Consider the following 16,907-nt stretch of genomic DNA (forward strand, 5'->3'; position numbering starts at 1 on the left):
CAGCTGTTGTGCGTCTGCAACAACATCTTGGGGTATCAGCGGTTGAGTGGTGCAAAGGCCTGTTGCGCCTGATACAGCTGGACCTGCAACCGGCCAAGCTCGGCATTGTATCTTTCTAAATCATCGCGCAAGCGGTCGGTTCTGTATAACAAAGCGGCGCGCCGATTCGGGTCATTTTCAGCGGCAATGTGTTGATTGTTGCGGTAAATTTCATCACGGCTCTGGTCGATACGCAGCTCTATATTACTGATAGCTGCTGCCAGCTGATCAACAGCAGATTTGGCCTGATGCCAGCGCTGACCTTGCTGGTAACCCCGGCGAAAATCCGCTTCGAGTTTACCGGTACAGGCAGTATTGTATTGTGCGCCACTGCGGCCATGGGCTTCACCATGGGGGAAATCACAATAAAACACCAAACCCTGACTATGACCCTGCTGATAGGCTTTAAAATCCGGTTTAACACCATGTTCAGCACAATCTTTTTGGTAATCGCGGAATTTAGTGGCAAGAGTACCGGCTTTGCCATCATTCACACCAAGGCTGTACCAGTCCCCTAACAGACATTCGTTTTTGCTGATACTGCTGCAAGCCGTTAACAGCAGCATAAGGCTTATGACCGATAAGCTGGCCAGCGGATGTAGCTTCATGAAAAGTCCCGTTTTCTGTAAAAATCAGCTGTATGCTAATGTTTGTTGTGATGACTGCCAAGCACAATGCGGTTTTATTCAGCTGGTGCCGGCATTTTGTAGATGCGGGATGGATCAACAGGGCAAACAAAGTCCGGACTGGTTTTGGGTGAAGCCCGTTATTCAGAGTATGTGGTTTTATGCTGAGTCGCAGACAAGGAGTAGTGATATGGTTTGGCGATTTTTACAAAGAGCAGCACTGTTTTTATTGCCGTTGCTGCTGACTGAACTTGCCAGTGCTGCAACAGCCGATCTCTGGTTTCCGGTTAAAGTGATAGCAGATGGCAAAACACAACAATATCAACCGCTGCTCAAAGCAAAAAAGCAGTGGCGGATTTGCGCTTTGTTACCGCATGGCAAAGACCACTACTGGTGGGGCGTCGCCTGGGGCTTGTCTGAAGAAGCGGCACGGCAAGAAGTCATGCTTGGCATTTACGAAGCCGGTGGTTATGAACATCTGGATAAACAACGTACACAACTGCAGTTGTGCCGGCAGAAAAAAGCCGACGCTTATATTATTGCTGCCATTTCTGCCGAAGGTCTGGCGGTTGAAATCAGTCAGTTGGCCTCTGAAGGGCGGCCGGTGATTGATTTAATTAATGGTATTGACAGTAAAGATGTCAGCAGCCATTCAGTGGTGTCATTTGCCGATATGAGTGAAGCTGCAGTTCGTTTTATTCTTGGCAGCACGACAAAATCAGCGCTGCAGTTGGGCTGGTTTCCCGGCCCCGAAGGTGCGGCCTGGGTCAGGGATGCTGAATCAGGGTTAAAAAAGGCGCTGCAGGGCAATAATGTTAAGGTTCTGCATGCGGGTTATGGTCCGACCGATGCTTTTAGCCAGGCCGGACTGGCCCGCAACTTTTTTGCCCAGCAACAACTTCCTGATGTTGTGTTAGCCAATGCTGTGGCGGCAACAGCAGTGGCGCAATATGTCGCAAAAACACCGGCAGCTGATATAAAAACAGCCCACCGGGCTTTGCCAATAGTGGCCTATTATGCCAATCCGGCTGTCATTGAACTGTTGCAAAGTGGACAGATCACGGCAGCCGTCACGGATTCACCTGTGATCCAGGCCCGGATAGCAGTGGATTTGGCAATCCGGCTTTTGCAAAAAGAGCAGGTGCCCAGGCGTGTTAGTCCGGGTATTGATGTGCTGCAGAGCGCTGATCTGGCCAGCTATCCGATGCACCGGCTATTACCACCGGATGAGCAGTGGATCATCCGTCGTGAATTATTGGATGTTCCGGTGCAATAGCACTAAAGCGTCAAAAGGCAGTTAAAAATTGCGGTAAAGCTCTGATATACGCTGTCCCTGCTTTGGCAGAAAAGTGACCGGCAACTGCTGGCCGCTGCAGCGCAATTCCACTATGCTCAACATTATGCAATGTATTCAAAGGTTTTAGCTGTTATGGCCAAGTTTCTGGTTTGGCGTTGTTGTGTGGTGCTGATGTTGTCCATGCTTTTGGTGGTCAGTACTTTTTCATCTCAGGCACAAACCATGATCCGAACTCTGGGACAGCAATCTATTCAGGAAGCCAGCCATGCCTATTATCAGGATTTATTGCTGCTGGCACTGAAACAAACAGAAACCGAATTTGGTCCGGCCCGGGTGCAGGAACTGATGCCACCACGCCATGGCAATATGTTTTATATGTTGCATAAAGGCGATTTTATTGACCTGCACCGTTTTGGCACCGATCTGCAACTGGAAAAAGAGTTGTTGCCGATCCGGGTGCCTTTGCTGGGCGGTGGGTTAGGCTGGCGTGGCATGATTATCCGTAAAAACGATCATGCCGGTTTTATGCAGATGAGTAGTTTTTCAGAGCTGAAACAACTGACCGCCTGTCAGGGCAGAACCTGGCCGGATTCCACTATTATGGAGCAGGCTGGGCTGAAGGTATTGCGTATTGATGGTTATGATCAGATGTTGTTGATGCTCAGTAAAAAACGTTGTGATTATTTTCCGCGTAGTGTGTTTGAAGGTCCTTCTGAAGTGGCGCGTTTTGCCAAAGAATATCCTGATCTGATGTTCAGTACAGATGTGCTGTTAAAGTACCCTTATGCCATGTATTTTTTTGTGAAGAAAAACAATGAAGTACTGGCCAATCGTCTGCACAAAGGTCTAACGGCGCTGGCCATTTCCGGACAGCTGCAGGCTTTTATGCAACAACATCCGGTGAGCCGTCATGTGTTTCCGCTGAGTCAATTTAGCCAGTCGCTGGTGTTTGAACTACCAAATCCGGTGTTGCCACCTGCGACACCACTGACCATCAGCGAGTTCTGGTTGCAACTGCCACCTTCAGCCAGGGTTGAAAAAATTAAAATACCCACTGTTGCCCGTCCTGTGCAGCAGTCGTTTTGACCACAGCTCTGATATAATCCGGCCAGTTTTTTTACCAGACCCGGATAAATCATGACCACTTTAGCTTCTGCCGCAGCCCCGGCAACAGATCCTATGCTCAGCGACTTTTTAGGCTTGTTCAGCCAGGCCTTTTTAGCAGGGGAGCTATTGCGGCTGGTGTTATCCAATTATCAGGGGGCAGACCCTGAACTGCAGCGGCTGCAAATCAGGCCGGTAGAAATTAAAGGTGAGTTACAGCTGTCGTTTTTGTCACAAAACCGTACCTTTGATACCACCAAAAACTACCCGTTACATGAGGCGATTCAATGGTTGCAACAAGGCATAAGCAGCGATTTTCGCAGTGCTTTATTGGAAACTCAGAGCCTTGAGGTGCAACTTAGCGTCAGTAAAAAAGGCAAAATATTGCTGAATAAACGCAAAACCAGCAACAACAAAGCACAGGCCGTACTTGCACATAACAAAGAAAAACACCGTTATGTTGAACAAAGCCGCCCTTATTTGCAGGCGCTGGGTATTACTGACGCCCAGGGTCAGATTATTCCGTCCATGTCAAAAAAGTGGAAACAAATCAACAAGTTTATTGAGGTACTGCAAAAAGCCATCAGTCAAACCGGCCTGGCAGAGCAGCAGGCTGTGCATGTGGCCGATTTTGGCTCCGGCAAAGCTTATCTTACTTTTGCCGTTTTTGATTATCTGACCACCATACTGGGTTTAAAAGCGCAGGTGACAGGGGTAGAACTGCGCCAGCCACTGGTAGATTTATGTAACAACACAGCAAAAAAGCTGGCACTTAATGGTCTGCAGTTTGAACAAGGCGACGTCAAACATTTTAAAGCCCGTGGCATTAACGTGATGATAGCTTTGCATGCCTGTGATACCGCCACTGACTATGCCATTGACATGGGCATTCGTACCGGCGCCGAAATTATTATGTGTTCACCTTGTTGCCACAAAGAGTTGCGGCCTCAGCTATTAAGTCCACCGGTGTTGTCACCTTTGCTGGTGCATGGTATTCATGCCGGACAACAAGCCGAAATGCTCACTGACGGCCTGCGCGCTTTATTGCTGGAGGCTTATGGGTATGACACTCAGGTGTTTGAATTTATCAGCCTGGAACATACCAGTAAAAATAAAATGATTCTGGCAGTTAAAAGAAAAAAAACTAAAGATAACAAAGCAGTACTGGCACAAATTGCCGAATTAAAAGCTTTTTATGGCATTCAGCATCATTGCCTGGAAACCTTATTACAAACTGCTGAACCGACCAGCTGACAACCTGAGATCAGCGACAATCGGCTGCGTGAAGTCAACTGAAGGAGCTCATCTTGTTTGCCGTCGATTTTAAAGTGCGCGATTACGAATGTGATATGCAGGGTATCGTCAATAACGCTGTGTATTTTAATTATCTGGAACACGCCCGCCATGAGTTTTTACACAGCAAAGGCATTGATTTTGCGGCTTTAGCGCGTGATGGTGTCAATCTGGTGGTGGTGCGCAGTGAAATGGACTACAAAGGTTCACTCACCAGTGGCGATTTGTTTCAGGTCACTGTTGTTTATGAACAAATTTCCAAATTGCGTTTTGGTTTTCGCCAGCAGGTGGTGCGTAGCCGTGATGCTGCGGTGTTGCTGGAAGCGCTGGTGATTGGCACTGCAGTAAACGCCAGAGGCCGGCCTTTTGTGCCTGAAGCTTTAACCTTATTAAGCGGAGCCTGAGTTTTGTGGTGTTGGCGTAAAGTTAGCCGCTTGAGTCTTTGGTTATGGTTGGCTTTGTTGTTGGCCTTGCCCGCCTCAGCCAAAGACACTGTTATCGTCTGTGCTGAAGATTTAGCTTATTACCCGCATTATGACTTTACCCCAGCCAATCAGGGCAGTTATGCCAATGATGTACTTGCACTTTTTGCCAAAAGTGCCGGACTGACACTGCACATTAAAGCGCTTCCTATTAAGAGGCTGAAAGAAAACAACGACTGCGATTTACAATATCCGGATAATCCACGTTGGCATCAGCATGAAAAAGCCCTGGGGCAGCGTTTTTACAGCAAGGCGCTGGTTGCAATTTTAGGTGCGACCCTGGTAAAACCGGCGCAACAACAACTGACGCTGGACAAAGTGCATGCTATTAGTGTGATCCGCGGTTTTGTGCCTGATCATTTGCTGGCAGTGCAGGGCGCTTATAGTTTTAAGCTGGTGGAAACTGTAAACGCTGAAGCTGCGCTGCAGATGGTGCTGAAAGGCCGGGTTGATGCCGTGGATATGGAATGGAATGTAGCCCGGCATTTATTAACAAAAATGGCGCAACCGCAGGCGCTGGTCATAGCACAACAACTGCCACACTCTGAAGTTGCTTTTCATTTATCCAGTCAGACAAAACCAGAATTAATTCAGCAGTTTGATTTATTTTTACAGCAACAGCAGCGACAGATTCAGGCGCTGAAACAAAAATACCGGCTGGTGGAAAGCTGGCAACAGGCCGTAGCTACACAGCCATAAAACCGTTGGAACTGCCCCAAAAGTCACCCGCTAAGTGGTTCATAGTCAGAGCTTTATGTGATCAGCAGGCTTCTTTGCCCTTTATTCACAGCTACTAACTGCTCGCAATCATTGCTGCCAGAGTTTAGTGCCATCAGTATAAGTCGGGTTGCAAAAACGGGATTAACGCCAGAATAAGCGCTTGCTGATACACGCTGCCACGGCTTAAGCGATTGCCTGTTAATAATGCAATGGCGCCACCGGCCTGTTTGATATTGTCGGTACCAAACATCTGATCCATCACATCACCAAGCTCAGCACCTTCTTGCAGTTGTGTTAAGGCTTCAGGCGGCAACATCAGGCTGGCGGAGCGCGCCATGCCTTGTTTACCCTGATGTTCAATCAACATCCAGGCAAAGGTAAAATCACCATCAAGGCCAGCTTCAATACTGACATAAAAGTCGGCTGTAACCCTTTGTTTCAACGCCTGAATACGGTTTTGGGCACCTAATAAAGTTTCAGCGCTGCTCATAGGTTGGGCAGCAACACCAGATGGCACCGCATAACCCTGCACTTCGTGGTGCTGAGTGGGGAACACTTCTGTAAAACACTGTTGTACTGCTTTTATTTTGGCAGGGTTGGCTGAAGCAACAGCAATATGCCAGTGCTGATTCATTTGATTGGCTGTGATGGTCGTGTTTGGCATCAGGTAAAAGTCCGGAAAAAACAGCGGCCATCATACTCCGGACTGCCAAATTTTGCCTACCTGTGGCAACGGCATTTTTACGCTGCAGCTTTTTGTGTTTAACCGCAAGATTGAGACAATTCGCTGACGGCCAGACGGACCTTATCATTGCTGTCGCGAAATCCGATAAATACCGCTGCAGTATCATTGATCAGGGCATGACCGCGGTCTGACTCGGCGCTGGCCTGCTGCATACTACAAAGCGCATGTTGAGTTAAACCCAGATTGGTTTTGACCACAGTTTCAATTTCAACCGTCGACTTGCCGGTGCTGGACGCCAGATGCCTGACTTCGTCGGCGACCACCGCAAAACCACGGCCATGCTCACCGGCTCTGGCCGCTTCAATGGCTGCGTTTAATGCCAGCAAATTGGTTTGATCGGCAATACTGCGAATGGTACTGACCATGGCATAAATGGCCTGCGACTGCTCTGCCAGTTGTTGTAACAAAGTAGCGGCTTTATTCACTTCCAGGTTCACGGCGCCACTGTTATCAACACTTTGTTTCAAAAGCAACTCACCCTGGCTGAACAGTTCGGTATTTTGTTGCTGAATTTGTTGCACTGTCTGGGTTGCGCGCTGAACCGCCTGTTGTTGTTTGATCAGCGCCGTAATATCACTGGCAAACTTGATCACCTTCACCACACGCCGCTCTTCGTCAAATACCGGGTTGTAGGTGGCTTCCAGCCAAAGCGACTCGCCAGTGGCATTTTTGCGTTCAAACTGACCGGATTTAAACTGACCTTGTTGCAGCTCTTGCCAGAAATCAGGCTGTTCAAGGTAAAATTGCGCAAAACAAAACATCCGGTGATGTTGGCCACGGATTTGTTCCAGACTGTAACCCACAGTGGCCAGAAAATTGGCGTTGGCGTGCAGAATATGGCCATCCGGACTGAATTCGATAATAGCTTGCGATTTATGCAAAGCGGCAATAATGGCTTGTTGTTCCATCAACTGGCGCGTTTTATAACTGACGTCAGCGGCAAACTTCACCACCTTCACCACTTTGCCTTGTTGTAACACCGGGAAATAAGTGGCCTCCAGCCAGATCTTCTGGCCGGTTTTGCTCAGTCGCATAAAGGTTTGCGCCTGACTTTGTCCCATGCCAAGTTGTTGCCAGAACCGACGGTAGTCGTCACTCTGAATATGGTTATTGTCGCAAAACATACTGTGATGACGGCCACATATTTCGTCCCAGCGATAACCTACTGTTTCCAGAAAGGTGTTGTTGGCATGCAAAATGGTGCCATCCGGCATAAATTCAATCACAGCAATATGCCGTTCAATAGAGCTGATATAAAGCTGAATGGACTGCAAGTCCTGCTGACTTTGTTGTAAGGCTATTTTCAGTTTTTGATTAAACATCCTACTCTCCCTGTCTGATTGTTTTTTGAGGTGCCTTTGTTGTTTTGATATCACTGTTTTGCACAAAGTGATTGTTGTGCAATGACATAGCTCAAAAGCAAACAATGTTGAGATCAGTTCTGGCTGTGATTCACAAAGCAGGGCACAACTTCAGGTCGGCCGGGGATGCAGAAGCAACGCCGGACACTGAGGTTAATCTGTGGTGACATTGCGCTATGGTGCAACCTGGCGACCCTTGTTTTACAACTTTAGGCCCATGGCTTTGCGTGTTCAGCTTTTCAACTGACTTGCGAATATCGATTCTAACCATGCTTCCGGCAATAATCAGCTGCAAAATAAGCGCGGTGCTGTACATTTATGTTAACAATTTGATTTTGTTGGAAATGTTGAATGTACAAAATTGTACAACATGCTTAATCAGCAGTGGTCGTCGCACTGCTGTGCAACTTGTGACAATACTGAGACAGATGAGAATACAGAGCCAGATTGCAGCAAAAATGAAAGCGCAGCGACGCACAATTGTTGTGAGCAGCAAGGGCATAAAAACAGCGGTTAAGTCTGTGTCAAGCGCAGGACCACAAAGCAAAAAGGAGCTGTATCACAGCTCCTTTTTAATGGGCAAAACCGGCTGGTTCTGTAACAGGGCAGGACTATTATCCGCCTAAACCAACATAAACCGTCTGCACGTCATCGTCGTTGTCGATGGCTTCAAGGAAAGCTTCCACTTCGGCGCGGGCTGCGTCGTCCAGGCTCATTGGGTTTTTCGGTTTGTAAATCAGCTTGGCGGAGCTGACACTAAAACCAAATTCCGGCAGTGCTTTTTGTACTAAATCCAGATCGGTAGGTTCTGTGTAAAAAATCACGCCACCTTCATCGTCCTGCTCAAAATCCTGCGCGCCGGCTTCAATAGCGGCAACTTCGACATCAGCGTCTTTATTGTCGGCAGTGGCTTCTATCGCACCTAAATAATCAAAGTCCCAGGATACTGAACCTGAGTTTCCCAGTTGTCCTTTACGGAACAAAATCCGCATACTTTGCGCTGAGCGGTTTTTATTATCGGTCAGACATTCAACGATGACCGGCACCTGATGCGGGGCAAAACCTTCATACACAACGTGTTCGTAGTTGACCGGGCCATCCAGTAAACCCGCACCTTTTTTAATGGCACGTTCCAGTGTGTCTTTTGGCATTGAAGCTTTACGTGCTGTTTCAATGGCTAAACGCAGTTTGGAGTTCATGCTTGGATCGGCGCCATTTTTGGCGGCCATCATAATTTCTTTGGCTAACTTGGTAAAAATACGACCTTTAGCGGCCGCAGTGTCTTGTTTGTGTTTTGCTTTCCATTGTGCGCCCATGGCTACAATCTCGCTTATGCTGGCTGTGAAACGAAGAAAATCGCCGTAGTCTAGCCAAAGGGCAGTAGCGACGCAACCGCCACAGCGGGGTAGCGCCAAGTGAATAGCATTTTGTGATAAACTGCGGCCTGTTTTTTTCCGTGAGATGACGAATGAATCACCTGATGTTCAGCCCCTTAAAAAAGTTGTTGTTAACCTTATTGTTAGCCAGCATTAGCCAGAGTGTGCTAGCACAAACGCCAGCTGACAATACCCAAGTCGCAGCCGCTGACAGTAAAACAGTGAGCACAACTGTTGTTGCCACCACAGATGTGGAAGCGACGATGAAAGCCATGGCACTCCATTATAAAAAAGCCCAGGCTGCAGCTGACATCAAGCAAATGCAAAGTGAAATCAACGCTTTACAACATGAAATTGCCAAGGTACAAAGTTATCAGTTTCCGTCTGAAAAACAGCAGTTATTTCAAAAAGGCCTGAGTGAAGTCCAGCAGCAGCTGTTATTGGTGCAGCAACAGTTGCTTGATGGCAATATGGCACAAGCCAAAGAACAGCTGACACAGGTAGATTTACTTAAAAAACAATATCATAAACAGCGTAGCCCGGGTTTCTGGCAATTGTTGTTTGGTGGTTAAGGCAATAAGGAACAGGCAATAATGAATGCTTATGTCATGGTCGCACTGGCTGCTTTTGGTATTGGTCTGGTCACAGGTAAGTTAATTTACCAACAGCCCCCGCAACTGGTGGCTGTGCCCGCTATTGCTGCTGTACCGGAAGAATATCTGGCGCCGGTTAGCACAGGCGCAACCGGTGTTGCTGAAGGTGCTGTACAACAACAGCCCGCTGCGGCTGCAACCAGCTTGAGTGAACAGTTTTTACCAAGCGCTGAAACTACAGCTGAATTTACCTGTGACGGCCGCACTATGTGCAGCCAGATGAATTCAAGAGCAGAAGCCGAGTTTTTTATTCAGAATTGCCCGAATACGAAGATGGATGGAAATAATGACGGTGAACCTTGTGAAAGGGACAGCCGCTGGTAGCCAGTGATAAAGAAGCCGGTGTTGAAGGTATAACAGCGCAAGTGGCAAAAGGATGTGATGCAAAAATTAACGCTTGGCGCCTATGTACAAAAACGCAACGGGGTGCCGATGAGTGCACCGGGTTCTTTACGCAATAATTTGTCCCGTGCTTTTGGCGCAAGTTCCTTTGCCGCTTTCTGGCGTAGCTGGAACCCGATTTTTGGTTATTATCTGGCGCGTTTTATTTTTATTCCGCTTAAAGGCTGGCTGCCGCCGTCGCTGGCGCTGATCCTGACATTTGCGCTGAGCGGTTTATTACACGATATGGTGACTATGCTGGTAAGTCGCGAACTCAGGTTGTTATTTACACCCTGGTTTGTGTTGATGGCTTGCTGGCTTTTGTTGTCGGAGCAATTAAAACTGCAATATGGCGCTTTGCCATGGTGGGGCAGGATGTCGTTAAATTTACTGCAAATTATCACAACATTTGTAGTGGTGTGGCCTTACCGGCTTGGTGCTGGTTAGGTCAAAAACAGCAGGTTACTTAGGGTAACCTGCCGCAACTTTCAGTGTTTGTTAATGATGGTGGTGACCACAATCATCATCACAGTCTTCACCGTGTTCATCATCAAAATCGTCATCGCCGTCCTGATGTTGCATTACACCCCAGCCGTCGTTAAAACCACCAAATTTTTTGGCAAATTTGTCCAGTTCAGCTTCTTTATTGGTGATAGCGGTATGATCCGGCACCATATTGAGGCTGACAATCAGCTCCCACTGCTCTAAATCATTAAAATTCAGTTCAACTTCACCGGGTTGATCCAGCGCTGTTAACTCATTTAATGCCATTTCAGCTTTTTCTTTGTTTTTAAATACCAGATAAAAATCTAACGCCAGGCTTTTGCTCAGATCAACACCGGCATCAGCCAGCGCCTGCAGCATATCGCCATTACCATCATCCGGGAATTGACTCATTTGGCACTCCGTAACACAAATTAGGGGAAAATTCTGCGCGCTAGTTTAGCAAGTTTTTAAAATGGCAGGCATTAAATTCTCAGAGGAAAGGCGTTATCCGCTTGGTATTGCTGCACAAATGCCTGCAATTGTGGGAAAAACTGCAAAAAAAGCTGTTCAAACTGTGGTTGGTGTTCGGTTAAATCTGCAATACAACCGGCAAAAGTATTGGCAAAACGTAGTCTGCCAGCGATGCGGTCCAGCGCTTCGCCTATGGTATCTAGTTCGGCGTAACTGCCAAACCAGTCCTGCGGTACCAGATAATCAACAGTGCGAGCCATAGCGGCCGGCATCAAAGGCCTGTCCTGCCACAATTGTTGGTATAAACGTGTTTTGTACAGGGCAAAAGGTTCGGCGGAAAATAACGACCAGTGTTTGACCAGATAATGGTCAAACACTAAATCCAGTGCCACGCCGGCAAAACGCCGCCTGTTTGTGGCAAACAACAGCCTGGCCTGACGGACTTGTGGGTGCTGGTCGGTAAAACGGTCAATAGCCCTGTGCTGGGCAAGTCCTGCAGCAGTGGCTTCGGATAGCTGCTGCAACTCAACACCACGACAAAAATCACCCAATAAATTACCGATACGGGACTCGCTGCTGTCAGCGGCAAAATACAAATGGGCCAGATAGTTCATAAGATGCCTTCTGTTGCTGAATAAGCGGCCATGATCAGCCTTTTATGGTTGGCAGCCTTTAATATAACGGCACTGATGCCGGGCGGCATAAGTCTCTATAGCTTGTTGCATCTGTGTTTTATGTGCAGAACGTGCTGATAAGACATAAAAAGTATCAATGCTGCTGAGGGCTCTGCGTTCAAACTGCGCTAACAGCGCGGCATCTTTGGCCAGTGCATAAGCGCGAAAAGGCCCGTCGTAGGTTAACAAATGTTGACTGCGCTGATGCAAAAACAGTTCGCTGGCACTGATGCTGTCGGGCAAATCTACCAAGACAAAACCACGTTGCAGCAGGCTGGCGCGTTGGCCCTGATAATCAAAACCACGAATAAGCGCCACACTATTGTCTCTTGGTGCGGCACTGGACGCTTTATGGCTGTACATCACCAGCTGTAACTGCGAATAAGGCGGGGCAATAAACTGATGTTGGGCGTTTTGCAGCGCCGAAAGTGCTTTGGTACTTTTGATATTAATGCTGAAATCCAGTTCACCGGTGTCGAGCAGCAGATACATGCGGGCCGGAGTCACACAGACGGCTTCAATCTCAATCTGGTGTTGGGCAAAAATCTGGCGGGTTAATTCAAAACCAGGACCGCCACAACTTTGGCCATCCGGGCTTACCACAAAATCAGGCGGAAAGTTATGTAAACCCATTTTTAGATGCAAAGGGGTGGCTGCAGTTGCTGGTAAAGGGCGCCACAACAGACAAAGCAGCACAACACCGGCTGACAACAACACAGATTTTGCCAATATAGGCGTTCTGGCCAACATAATACCACCCGATTCTACTGCAGCCTCTGAGTATGAAAAGGCTGCAGCCGACTTTCAAGCCTTTTGTGCAGGCCTTGCTAACAATGTTTGGGCTATACCACAACACAAAATCAGCAGCACGCCGGCAAGTTGTAATAAATTCAGATTTTCGTGGAATAACAACCAACCGGCAAGTATCACAGCTGCTGGTTCAATATATGCCAAAGTGCCATACACCCGGGTTGGCAGATGTTGTAGTGCTGTTAAAGCCCATAAAATGGCTAAAAAACCCGGAAAAATGCCTGCCAGCAAAATCCAGGGCAGATCAGCGGCGACTGGCAACTTTGCTTCGGCTAAAAAAGGCAGCACACAACAGGCGCCAATGGCCAGTTGGTAAAAAGTGCGTTGATATAACGACTGTGCCGGATCTGGTTTTCTGTTCAGCAATAAAAAAGCACTGTAGGCCAGTAGGGACAACACACCATAAACAAAACCCGGCAGCTGGGCCGGTGTCAGCGCCAGATCCAGTTTAAATTGTTGCATCATGGCAAAACCCAGCATGGCAAAAATAATACATAAGCTGCTGGCGCTGTTTAGTTTTTCGCCAAAAAGCCAGTGGGCGGCCAGACTGGTAAGCGGCGGTGCCAGATAGACCAGCATAATGGCGTTGGCCAGACTGATGCTGTGAATGGCCAGCAAAAAACACAACATAAAACTGGCCAGCAGGATGCCGTTAAGCAGCACATGCCAGTCAGGTCTGGTTTTGAGCAGTTTGAGTTCACCACGGCTGAGCAGCAACAGTGCCAGGCAAAAAGCACCCACAAAAAGACGGTAAAAGGTGAGCTCGGCAGCACCAAGCCCGGAGTAACGCGCGATAATGCCACTGCTGGCCATACAAAGGGCTGAAAGCAGCGCCAGTACTACATAAAAGTTCACATCTGTTCCTTGGTTGGCGCTGCCATTACTGCGGCGTTTTATGGGTTTATTCTGCTGTGGCAGGGCGCATTTAAAAGCCTGTCGACGGTTTTTTTGCTGCTATTGCCTCTGTGCTGTGCGGCAACCCAAGTGCAAAGCCTGTTGAGCGTACTCAGCAGGCTTTGCTGCAGCTTGTGTTTATTGTGCTGCGCTCCATAACAGTGCTTTATGGATCACTGCCTGATTCAGCGGGCCGGTGCGACCCCCTTTACCGCCGGTATAAAGTTCAAAATGTTGCAGATAACTCATATTAAAACCGTCAACTATGCTGATTTGACACACAGTGCCTGCCTTGGCCTCGAAGCTGGCGGCGGTGGAAAGTCCGGCTTCAGTTGCTGTTGCCAGGTGTGGCATCACCAAAGTGCTTTGTTGCAGTGGCATGACCGGACATTGCACCTGTGCTTGTTTCACCACAGCAGTGATACCTGTGTTGATAGGGCCGTTGTCGATAAAATATTCAAGCGCCAGCCGCTGTGTGCCGCTGTGGCTGATAGTGGCTTCAAATTGCAGTTGTTGTTCCGGCAACCCCCAGTTTTTAAACACCGGCACTCCCAGATAGTCGCTGGCAATGAGGTCGTTGCTTAGTAATGTCTGGCCAGCGACAAACTGCTGTTTTGTGGTTTCGGTGCAGACAGTGCGGCTTGGTAAAGACGTCAGGCCGGTGTCGGTATAACTTTGTACCAGTGCATAACATTGAGAGTTTTTGTGCTGTTCTTTGTCCTGATAATGATCCCGCTGTTTTTTCAGCTGCACTTTGGCGCCGTTTTTATACAAGGTAAAACGGGTTTTATGTTCACCATTGGCGTCAAAATGCAGTACAGCCTGGCCTTTTTCATTGCTGCTCAGGCTGAGCTGTGGTTGTTTTGGTGCAAACAATGCCCTCTGTTCGGCCGTGCTCAGTTTGGCCGGGTCGGCCACTTTTAACAGCCGCGGCTGCTGGTTCTGCTGCAGCACTGGTGTCAGCACCATGTCGATATTGTTCTCTTCTGTTGAAAAATCATCCAGTTGCAATTGCAGCTGATGCGGGCCTGTCAGGGGTTGTTCCACATCATTGATGCTGATTTTTGCCAGCCGGTAACTGTGTTGTTTAGTGGCTTTGCCGTCAAAACGTAAAGTCAGTTGTAATCTGCTGCTGCCAAGGCGCAGGTTTTCCAGTTTCAGCCCGTCACCAAGCTGTAAATCCTGCGCCAGCTGCGCCGGAATAAAAGGGTTGAGTTGCAGGCTGCGACCAGAGACAGCCACACCAAACAAAGCGTTGACCACAAAATCATGATAAGCCGCCACTGACCATAGCTGGCGCTCTGAGTTAATGACTGGGCCTGATAATTCGCCATCAGCCACATGGGCTTTTTGGCTGAGCCATTCCAGATTTTCCATATTGGATAAGTTAAAAGCGGCGCCCTGAAATAACGACATCGCAATTTTGTGAAACAGTTCAGCATGTTGTTGTGACTTGGCGGCTCTTAACGCATAAGCGCTGACAAAGGGCCACAAGGCTCTGTTGTGGTAAATCGGAATTTGTTGTTTGGCCGGAAAAAACACCGGTGGCCCGGCCTGGGTCAGCGGGTAATTTTGTAAAATCTGACCCGCTTGTGCTGCGGATGCGACCTGATGATTGATGGCCAGCGCCAAACCTAATAAATCATATTGTTGCACCGGCATAGGGTTATATTCTTCACCGAGATAACTGGCGTACAAACCTTGTTCTGCCAGCCAAAACGACTGGTTAATGGCGGTTTTCAGCTCATCGGCCCAAAGCGCAAATTGTGCCGCAGCCGCTGGTTCCTGCGTTTTGGCGGCCTCGGCCACAGCTTTAAGAGCAGCGTAATGCAACACATTGGTAGACAGTGCATAAGACTGCGCCAGATAGCGGGTGTCTTTGGCAGTCCAGTCCGGATAATTTTGTTCACGCCAGTCTAAAAAAGAAGTTTCACCACGGTACAAACCCAGTTTTTCACTGAAGATATATTGTCTGTCCTGCAGCAAGGTGTTTTTGGCGATGGGGTACCATTGTGCTTGCCAGGCTTGTTGTGTTTCAGTGCTGCTGCTGTCAGCCATGGCATTTAACGTCAGGCCACTGGCCGCCAAAATCCACACCACCCGATCTGAACTGACCGGCCAGCTGCCGCCAGAACCGGTGTCTTGTAAAGCCACTTCAATAGGGGATACCTGACGTGCTATCAGCTCGGGCCGAACTTTGGAGGTTTTAAATAACAATGAATTGCGGGCGCGTTCAGGGTCGAGATAACCCAAACCTAAATCCAGGCTGTAGGACAGGTCCCTGGTCCAGACATAATGCCATTTGGCGCCGGTTTCAAAACAAGGGCAGGGTACTGCTTGTTGATCATTAAAACCCCAGTCGGTAATTTCACTGACACTGTTTTGCTTTTTTTCCTGTTGTGCCAGGCTGAACAGCGCATCAAACAACACATTCTTGCTGCGTACCTGTAAGTCATCAGCAGTGACATTCAGCGTTTTACCAGATGAAACAGCGGCTTGTGTTGTCTCATCGGCTTTTTCTGCGGTATCGGTTTTGGCCAGCGGCATAGCGTCACTGCGCAGTTTAAATTCACGTTGACCATCAGGCAGCAACAAAGCGTCCACACTGACCTTGCCAAATTTATTGCCATATTGCCGTTGTTGCTGGCTGGCTTCGCCGTCGGCCCGGGCAGCAAAGCTCAGGCTAAGCAGTGTAGAAAGAAGTCCCAAAGCAAAATAAGAGCGCATATGCATACCTGTCCTTGCCGATGTCCGAACCGATAGAGTCGGCTTGAGTTTAACAGGCTCTGTGACAGTAGTGTATGGTTCAGGGGACAAAAAAACGCCGCCAGGCAAAGGCTTAGCAAAATGTTTACAAATAACCTGAGCTGTATTGCTGAGCTGGCCTTGTGTTGTTACCTCAGGGCTGCCCTGGCGTTGTATTTTTATCAGCAGCACTGCGTTGCAGGCCCATAAATTGTGGCGCTGAGCGATAAATCAGGCAGTGTGCTCAGGCAACAGCGGGTTATGTTGCAGCTGCGTGCTGGCCCGACAAAATGGCCTGACGTTCTGCTTCAGTTAAAATTGCGGTCAGGGCGGTGCGTCTGCGGTATTTGCGGCTTTGTGCATCGTCGCTAAGCAGGGCCTGTCGAAATAACACAGGCTGTTCCAGCTGCAATAACGCCGAACTCCAGAACAGGTATTCGTTATGGCGCAGCAGCCCCTGCTGATAACGTTGGTCGAGCTGCGCCAAAATACGATTGGCATGGCTGGGTTCTGCCAGCATTTTTTCGACCATCGCCTGATGCAGCAGCCAAATTTGTTGGTCTCTGTGCTGCTGGCTGGCTGAAGATTTGTTGGGATTGCGTCTGTTTTGGCGTGATTTGGGTTGCCAGGCCGGCACACTGTTGAGCTTGCGGCTGGGTTTTAACGCTGCCATTGGCGTTTGTGCTGCCACTGCAGTGGTATTGTTGATGTTGGCTGTTTTGCTGTTACTCATCAGTCCAAAGGGCCTTG

At 48.5% G+C, this 16,907-nt stretch carries 18 protein-coding genes and 1 riboswitch; of the genes, 8 read left to right on the plus strand and 10 right to left on the minus strand.

The features are described 5' to 3' along the window. Positions 1-35: 35 nt before the first annotated feature. A complete protein-coding gene (locus tag RCH83_RS13035; protein ID WP_306522788.1) occupies positions 36-647 on the minus strand; it encodes a DUF2799 domain-containing protein in 612 nt (203 codons plus the stop codon). A gap of 208 nt (positions 648-855) precedes the next feature. Here RCH83_RS13035 and torT point away from each other — a divergent pair, with 208 nt between their 5' ends. From torT to RCH83_RS13060, 5 genes are all read left to right on the plus strand, one after another. After that, positions 856-1,941, plus strand: a complete 1,086-nt coding sequence (gene torT / locus RCH83_RS13040) for a TMAO reductase system periplasmic protein TorT (protein ID WP_306522790.1) — start codon at positions 856-858, stop codon at positions 1,939-1,941. Positions 1,942-2,094: 153 nt separating this feature from the next. Continuing rightward, entirely contained in the window at positions 2,095-3,048 is a 954-nt protein-coding gene (locus RCH83_RS13045; RefSeq protein WP_306522792.1) for a hypothetical protein, read from the plus strand. Positions 3,049-3,099: 51 nt separating this feature from the next. Next, positions 3,100-4,320 (plus strand): SAM-dependent methyltransferase, encoded by a 1,221-nt coding sequence (locus tag RCH83_RS13050; protein WP_306522794.1) that lies wholly within the window; start codon positions 3,100-3,102, stop codon positions 4,318-4,320. Between the two features lie 53 nt (positions 4,321-4,373). Beyond that, the gene (locus RCH83_RS13055; RefSeq protein ID WP_306522796.1) at positions 4,374-4,763 is read left to right on the plus strand and encodes a thioesterase family protein; all 390 of its coding nucleotides are present in this window, start codon (positions 4,374-4,376) and stop codon (positions 4,761-4,763) included. 30 nt (positions 4,764-4,793) lie between these two features. Beyond that, positions 4,794-5,540: a transporter substrate-binding domain-containing protein gene (locus RCH83_RS13060; RefSeq protein WP_306522798.1), complete on the plus strand. Its 747-nt coding sequence runs from the start codon at positions 4,794-4,796 to the stop codon at positions 5,538-5,540. 133 nt (positions 5,541-5,673) lie between these two features. Here RCH83_RS13060 and yjjX read toward each other — a convergent pair whose 3' ends face one another. From yjjX to RCH83_RS13075, 3 genes are all read right to left on the minus strand, one after another. Continuing rightward, entirely contained in the window at positions 5,674-6,225 is a 552-nt protein-coding gene (yjjX, locus tag RCH83_RS13065; protein WP_306522800.1) for an inosine/xanthosine triphosphatase, read from the minus strand. 98 nt (positions 6,226-6,323) lie between these two features. Then, positions 6,324-7,628, minus strand: a complete 1,305-nt coding sequence (locus RCH83_RS13070; protein ID WP_306522802.1) for a PAS domain-containing methyl-accepting chemotaxis protein — start codon at positions 7,626-7,628, stop codon at positions 6,324-6,326. A 216-nt stretch (positions 7,629-7,844) separates the two neighbouring features. After that, positions 7,845-7,930: riboswitch (cyclic di-GMP riboswitch) on the minus strand. A gap of 351 nt (positions 7,931-8,281) precedes the next feature. Further along, entirely contained in the window at positions 8,282-8,983 is a 702-nt protein-coding gene (locus RCH83_RS13075) for a YebC/PmpR family DNA-binding transcriptional regulator (RefSeq protein WP_306522804.1), read from the minus strand. Between the two features lie 152 nt (positions 8,984-9,135). Between RCH83_RS13075 and RCH83_RS13080 the strand changes: the two genes are divergently transcribed. From RCH83_RS13080 to RCH83_RS13090, 3 genes are read left to right on the plus strand one after another with little or no spacing between them, the layout of a single operon-like run. After that, positions 9,136-9,615, plus strand: coding sequence for a cytochrome b562 (locus RCH83_RS13080; protein ID WP_306522806.1), 480 nt, complete (start codon positions 9,136-9,138; stop codon positions 9,613-9,615). A 21-nt stretch (positions 9,616-9,636) separates the two neighbouring features. Further along, positions 9,637-10,020, plus strand: coding sequence for an excalibur calcium-binding domain-containing protein (locus tag RCH83_RS13085; protein ID WP_306522808.1), 384 nt, complete (start codon positions 9,637-9,639; stop codon positions 10,018-10,020). 57 nt (positions 10,021-10,077) lie between these two features. Next, complete coding sequence (locus RCH83_RS13090) at positions 10,078-10,524, plus strand: MBOAT family O-acyltransferase (protein WP_306522810.1); 447 nt, start codon at positions 10,078-10,080, stop codon at positions 10,522-10,524. Between the two features lie 51 nt (positions 10,525-10,575). Here the strand turns inward: RCH83_RS13090 and RCH83_RS13095 are convergent, their stop codons facing one another. The 6 genes from RCH83_RS13095 to RCH83_RS13120 all read right to left on the minus strand — a co-directional run bounded on the left by RCH83_RS13095 (position 10,576) and on the right by RCH83_RS13120 (position 16,890). Further along, a complete protein-coding gene (locus RCH83_RS13095; protein ID WP_306522812.1) occupies positions 10,576-10,974 on the minus strand; it encodes a ribonuclease E inhibitor RraB in 399 nt (132 codons plus the stop codon). A 71-nt stretch (positions 10,975-11,045) separates the two neighbouring features. After that, positions 11,046-11,648, minus strand: a complete 603-nt coding sequence (locus RCH83_RS13100) for an ACP phosphodiesterase (protein WP_306522814.1) — start codon at positions 11,646-11,648, stop codon at positions 11,046-11,048. Positions 11,649-11,690: 42 nt separating this feature from the next. Continuing rightward, on the minus strand, positions 11,691-12,458 hold the full coding sequence (locus RCH83_RS13105) for a hypothetical protein (RefSeq protein WP_306522816.1): 768 nt from the start codon (positions 12,456-12,458) through the stop codon (positions 11,691-11,693). A 54-nt stretch (positions 12,459-12,512) separates the two neighbouring features. After that, positions 12,513-13,373 carry a DMT family transporter gene (locus tag RCH83_RS13110; RefSeq protein ID WP_306522818.1) on the minus strand — a complete coding sequence of 287 codons (861 nt, stop codon included), beginning with the start codon at positions 13,371-13,373 and terminating at the stop codon, positions 12,513-12,515. A 177-nt stretch (positions 13,374-13,550) separates the two neighbouring features. Beyond that, a complete protein-coding gene (locus RCH83_RS13115) occupies positions 13,551-16,139 on the minus strand; it encodes a hypothetical protein (protein WP_306522820.1) in 2,589 nt (862 codons plus the stop codon). Between the two features lie 277 nt (positions 16,140-16,416). Next, complete coding sequence (locus tag RCH83_RS13120) at positions 16,417-16,890, minus strand: hypothetical protein (RefSeq protein WP_306522822.1); 474 nt, start codon at positions 16,888-16,890, stop codon at positions 16,417-16,419. Positions 16,891-16,907 lie beyond the last annotated feature (17 nt).

This window comes from Rheinheimera sp. (assembly GCF_030824435.1).
Classification (GTDB): domain Bacteria; phylum Pseudomonadota; class Gammaproteobacteria; order Enterobacterales; family Alteromonadaceae; genus Pararheinheimera.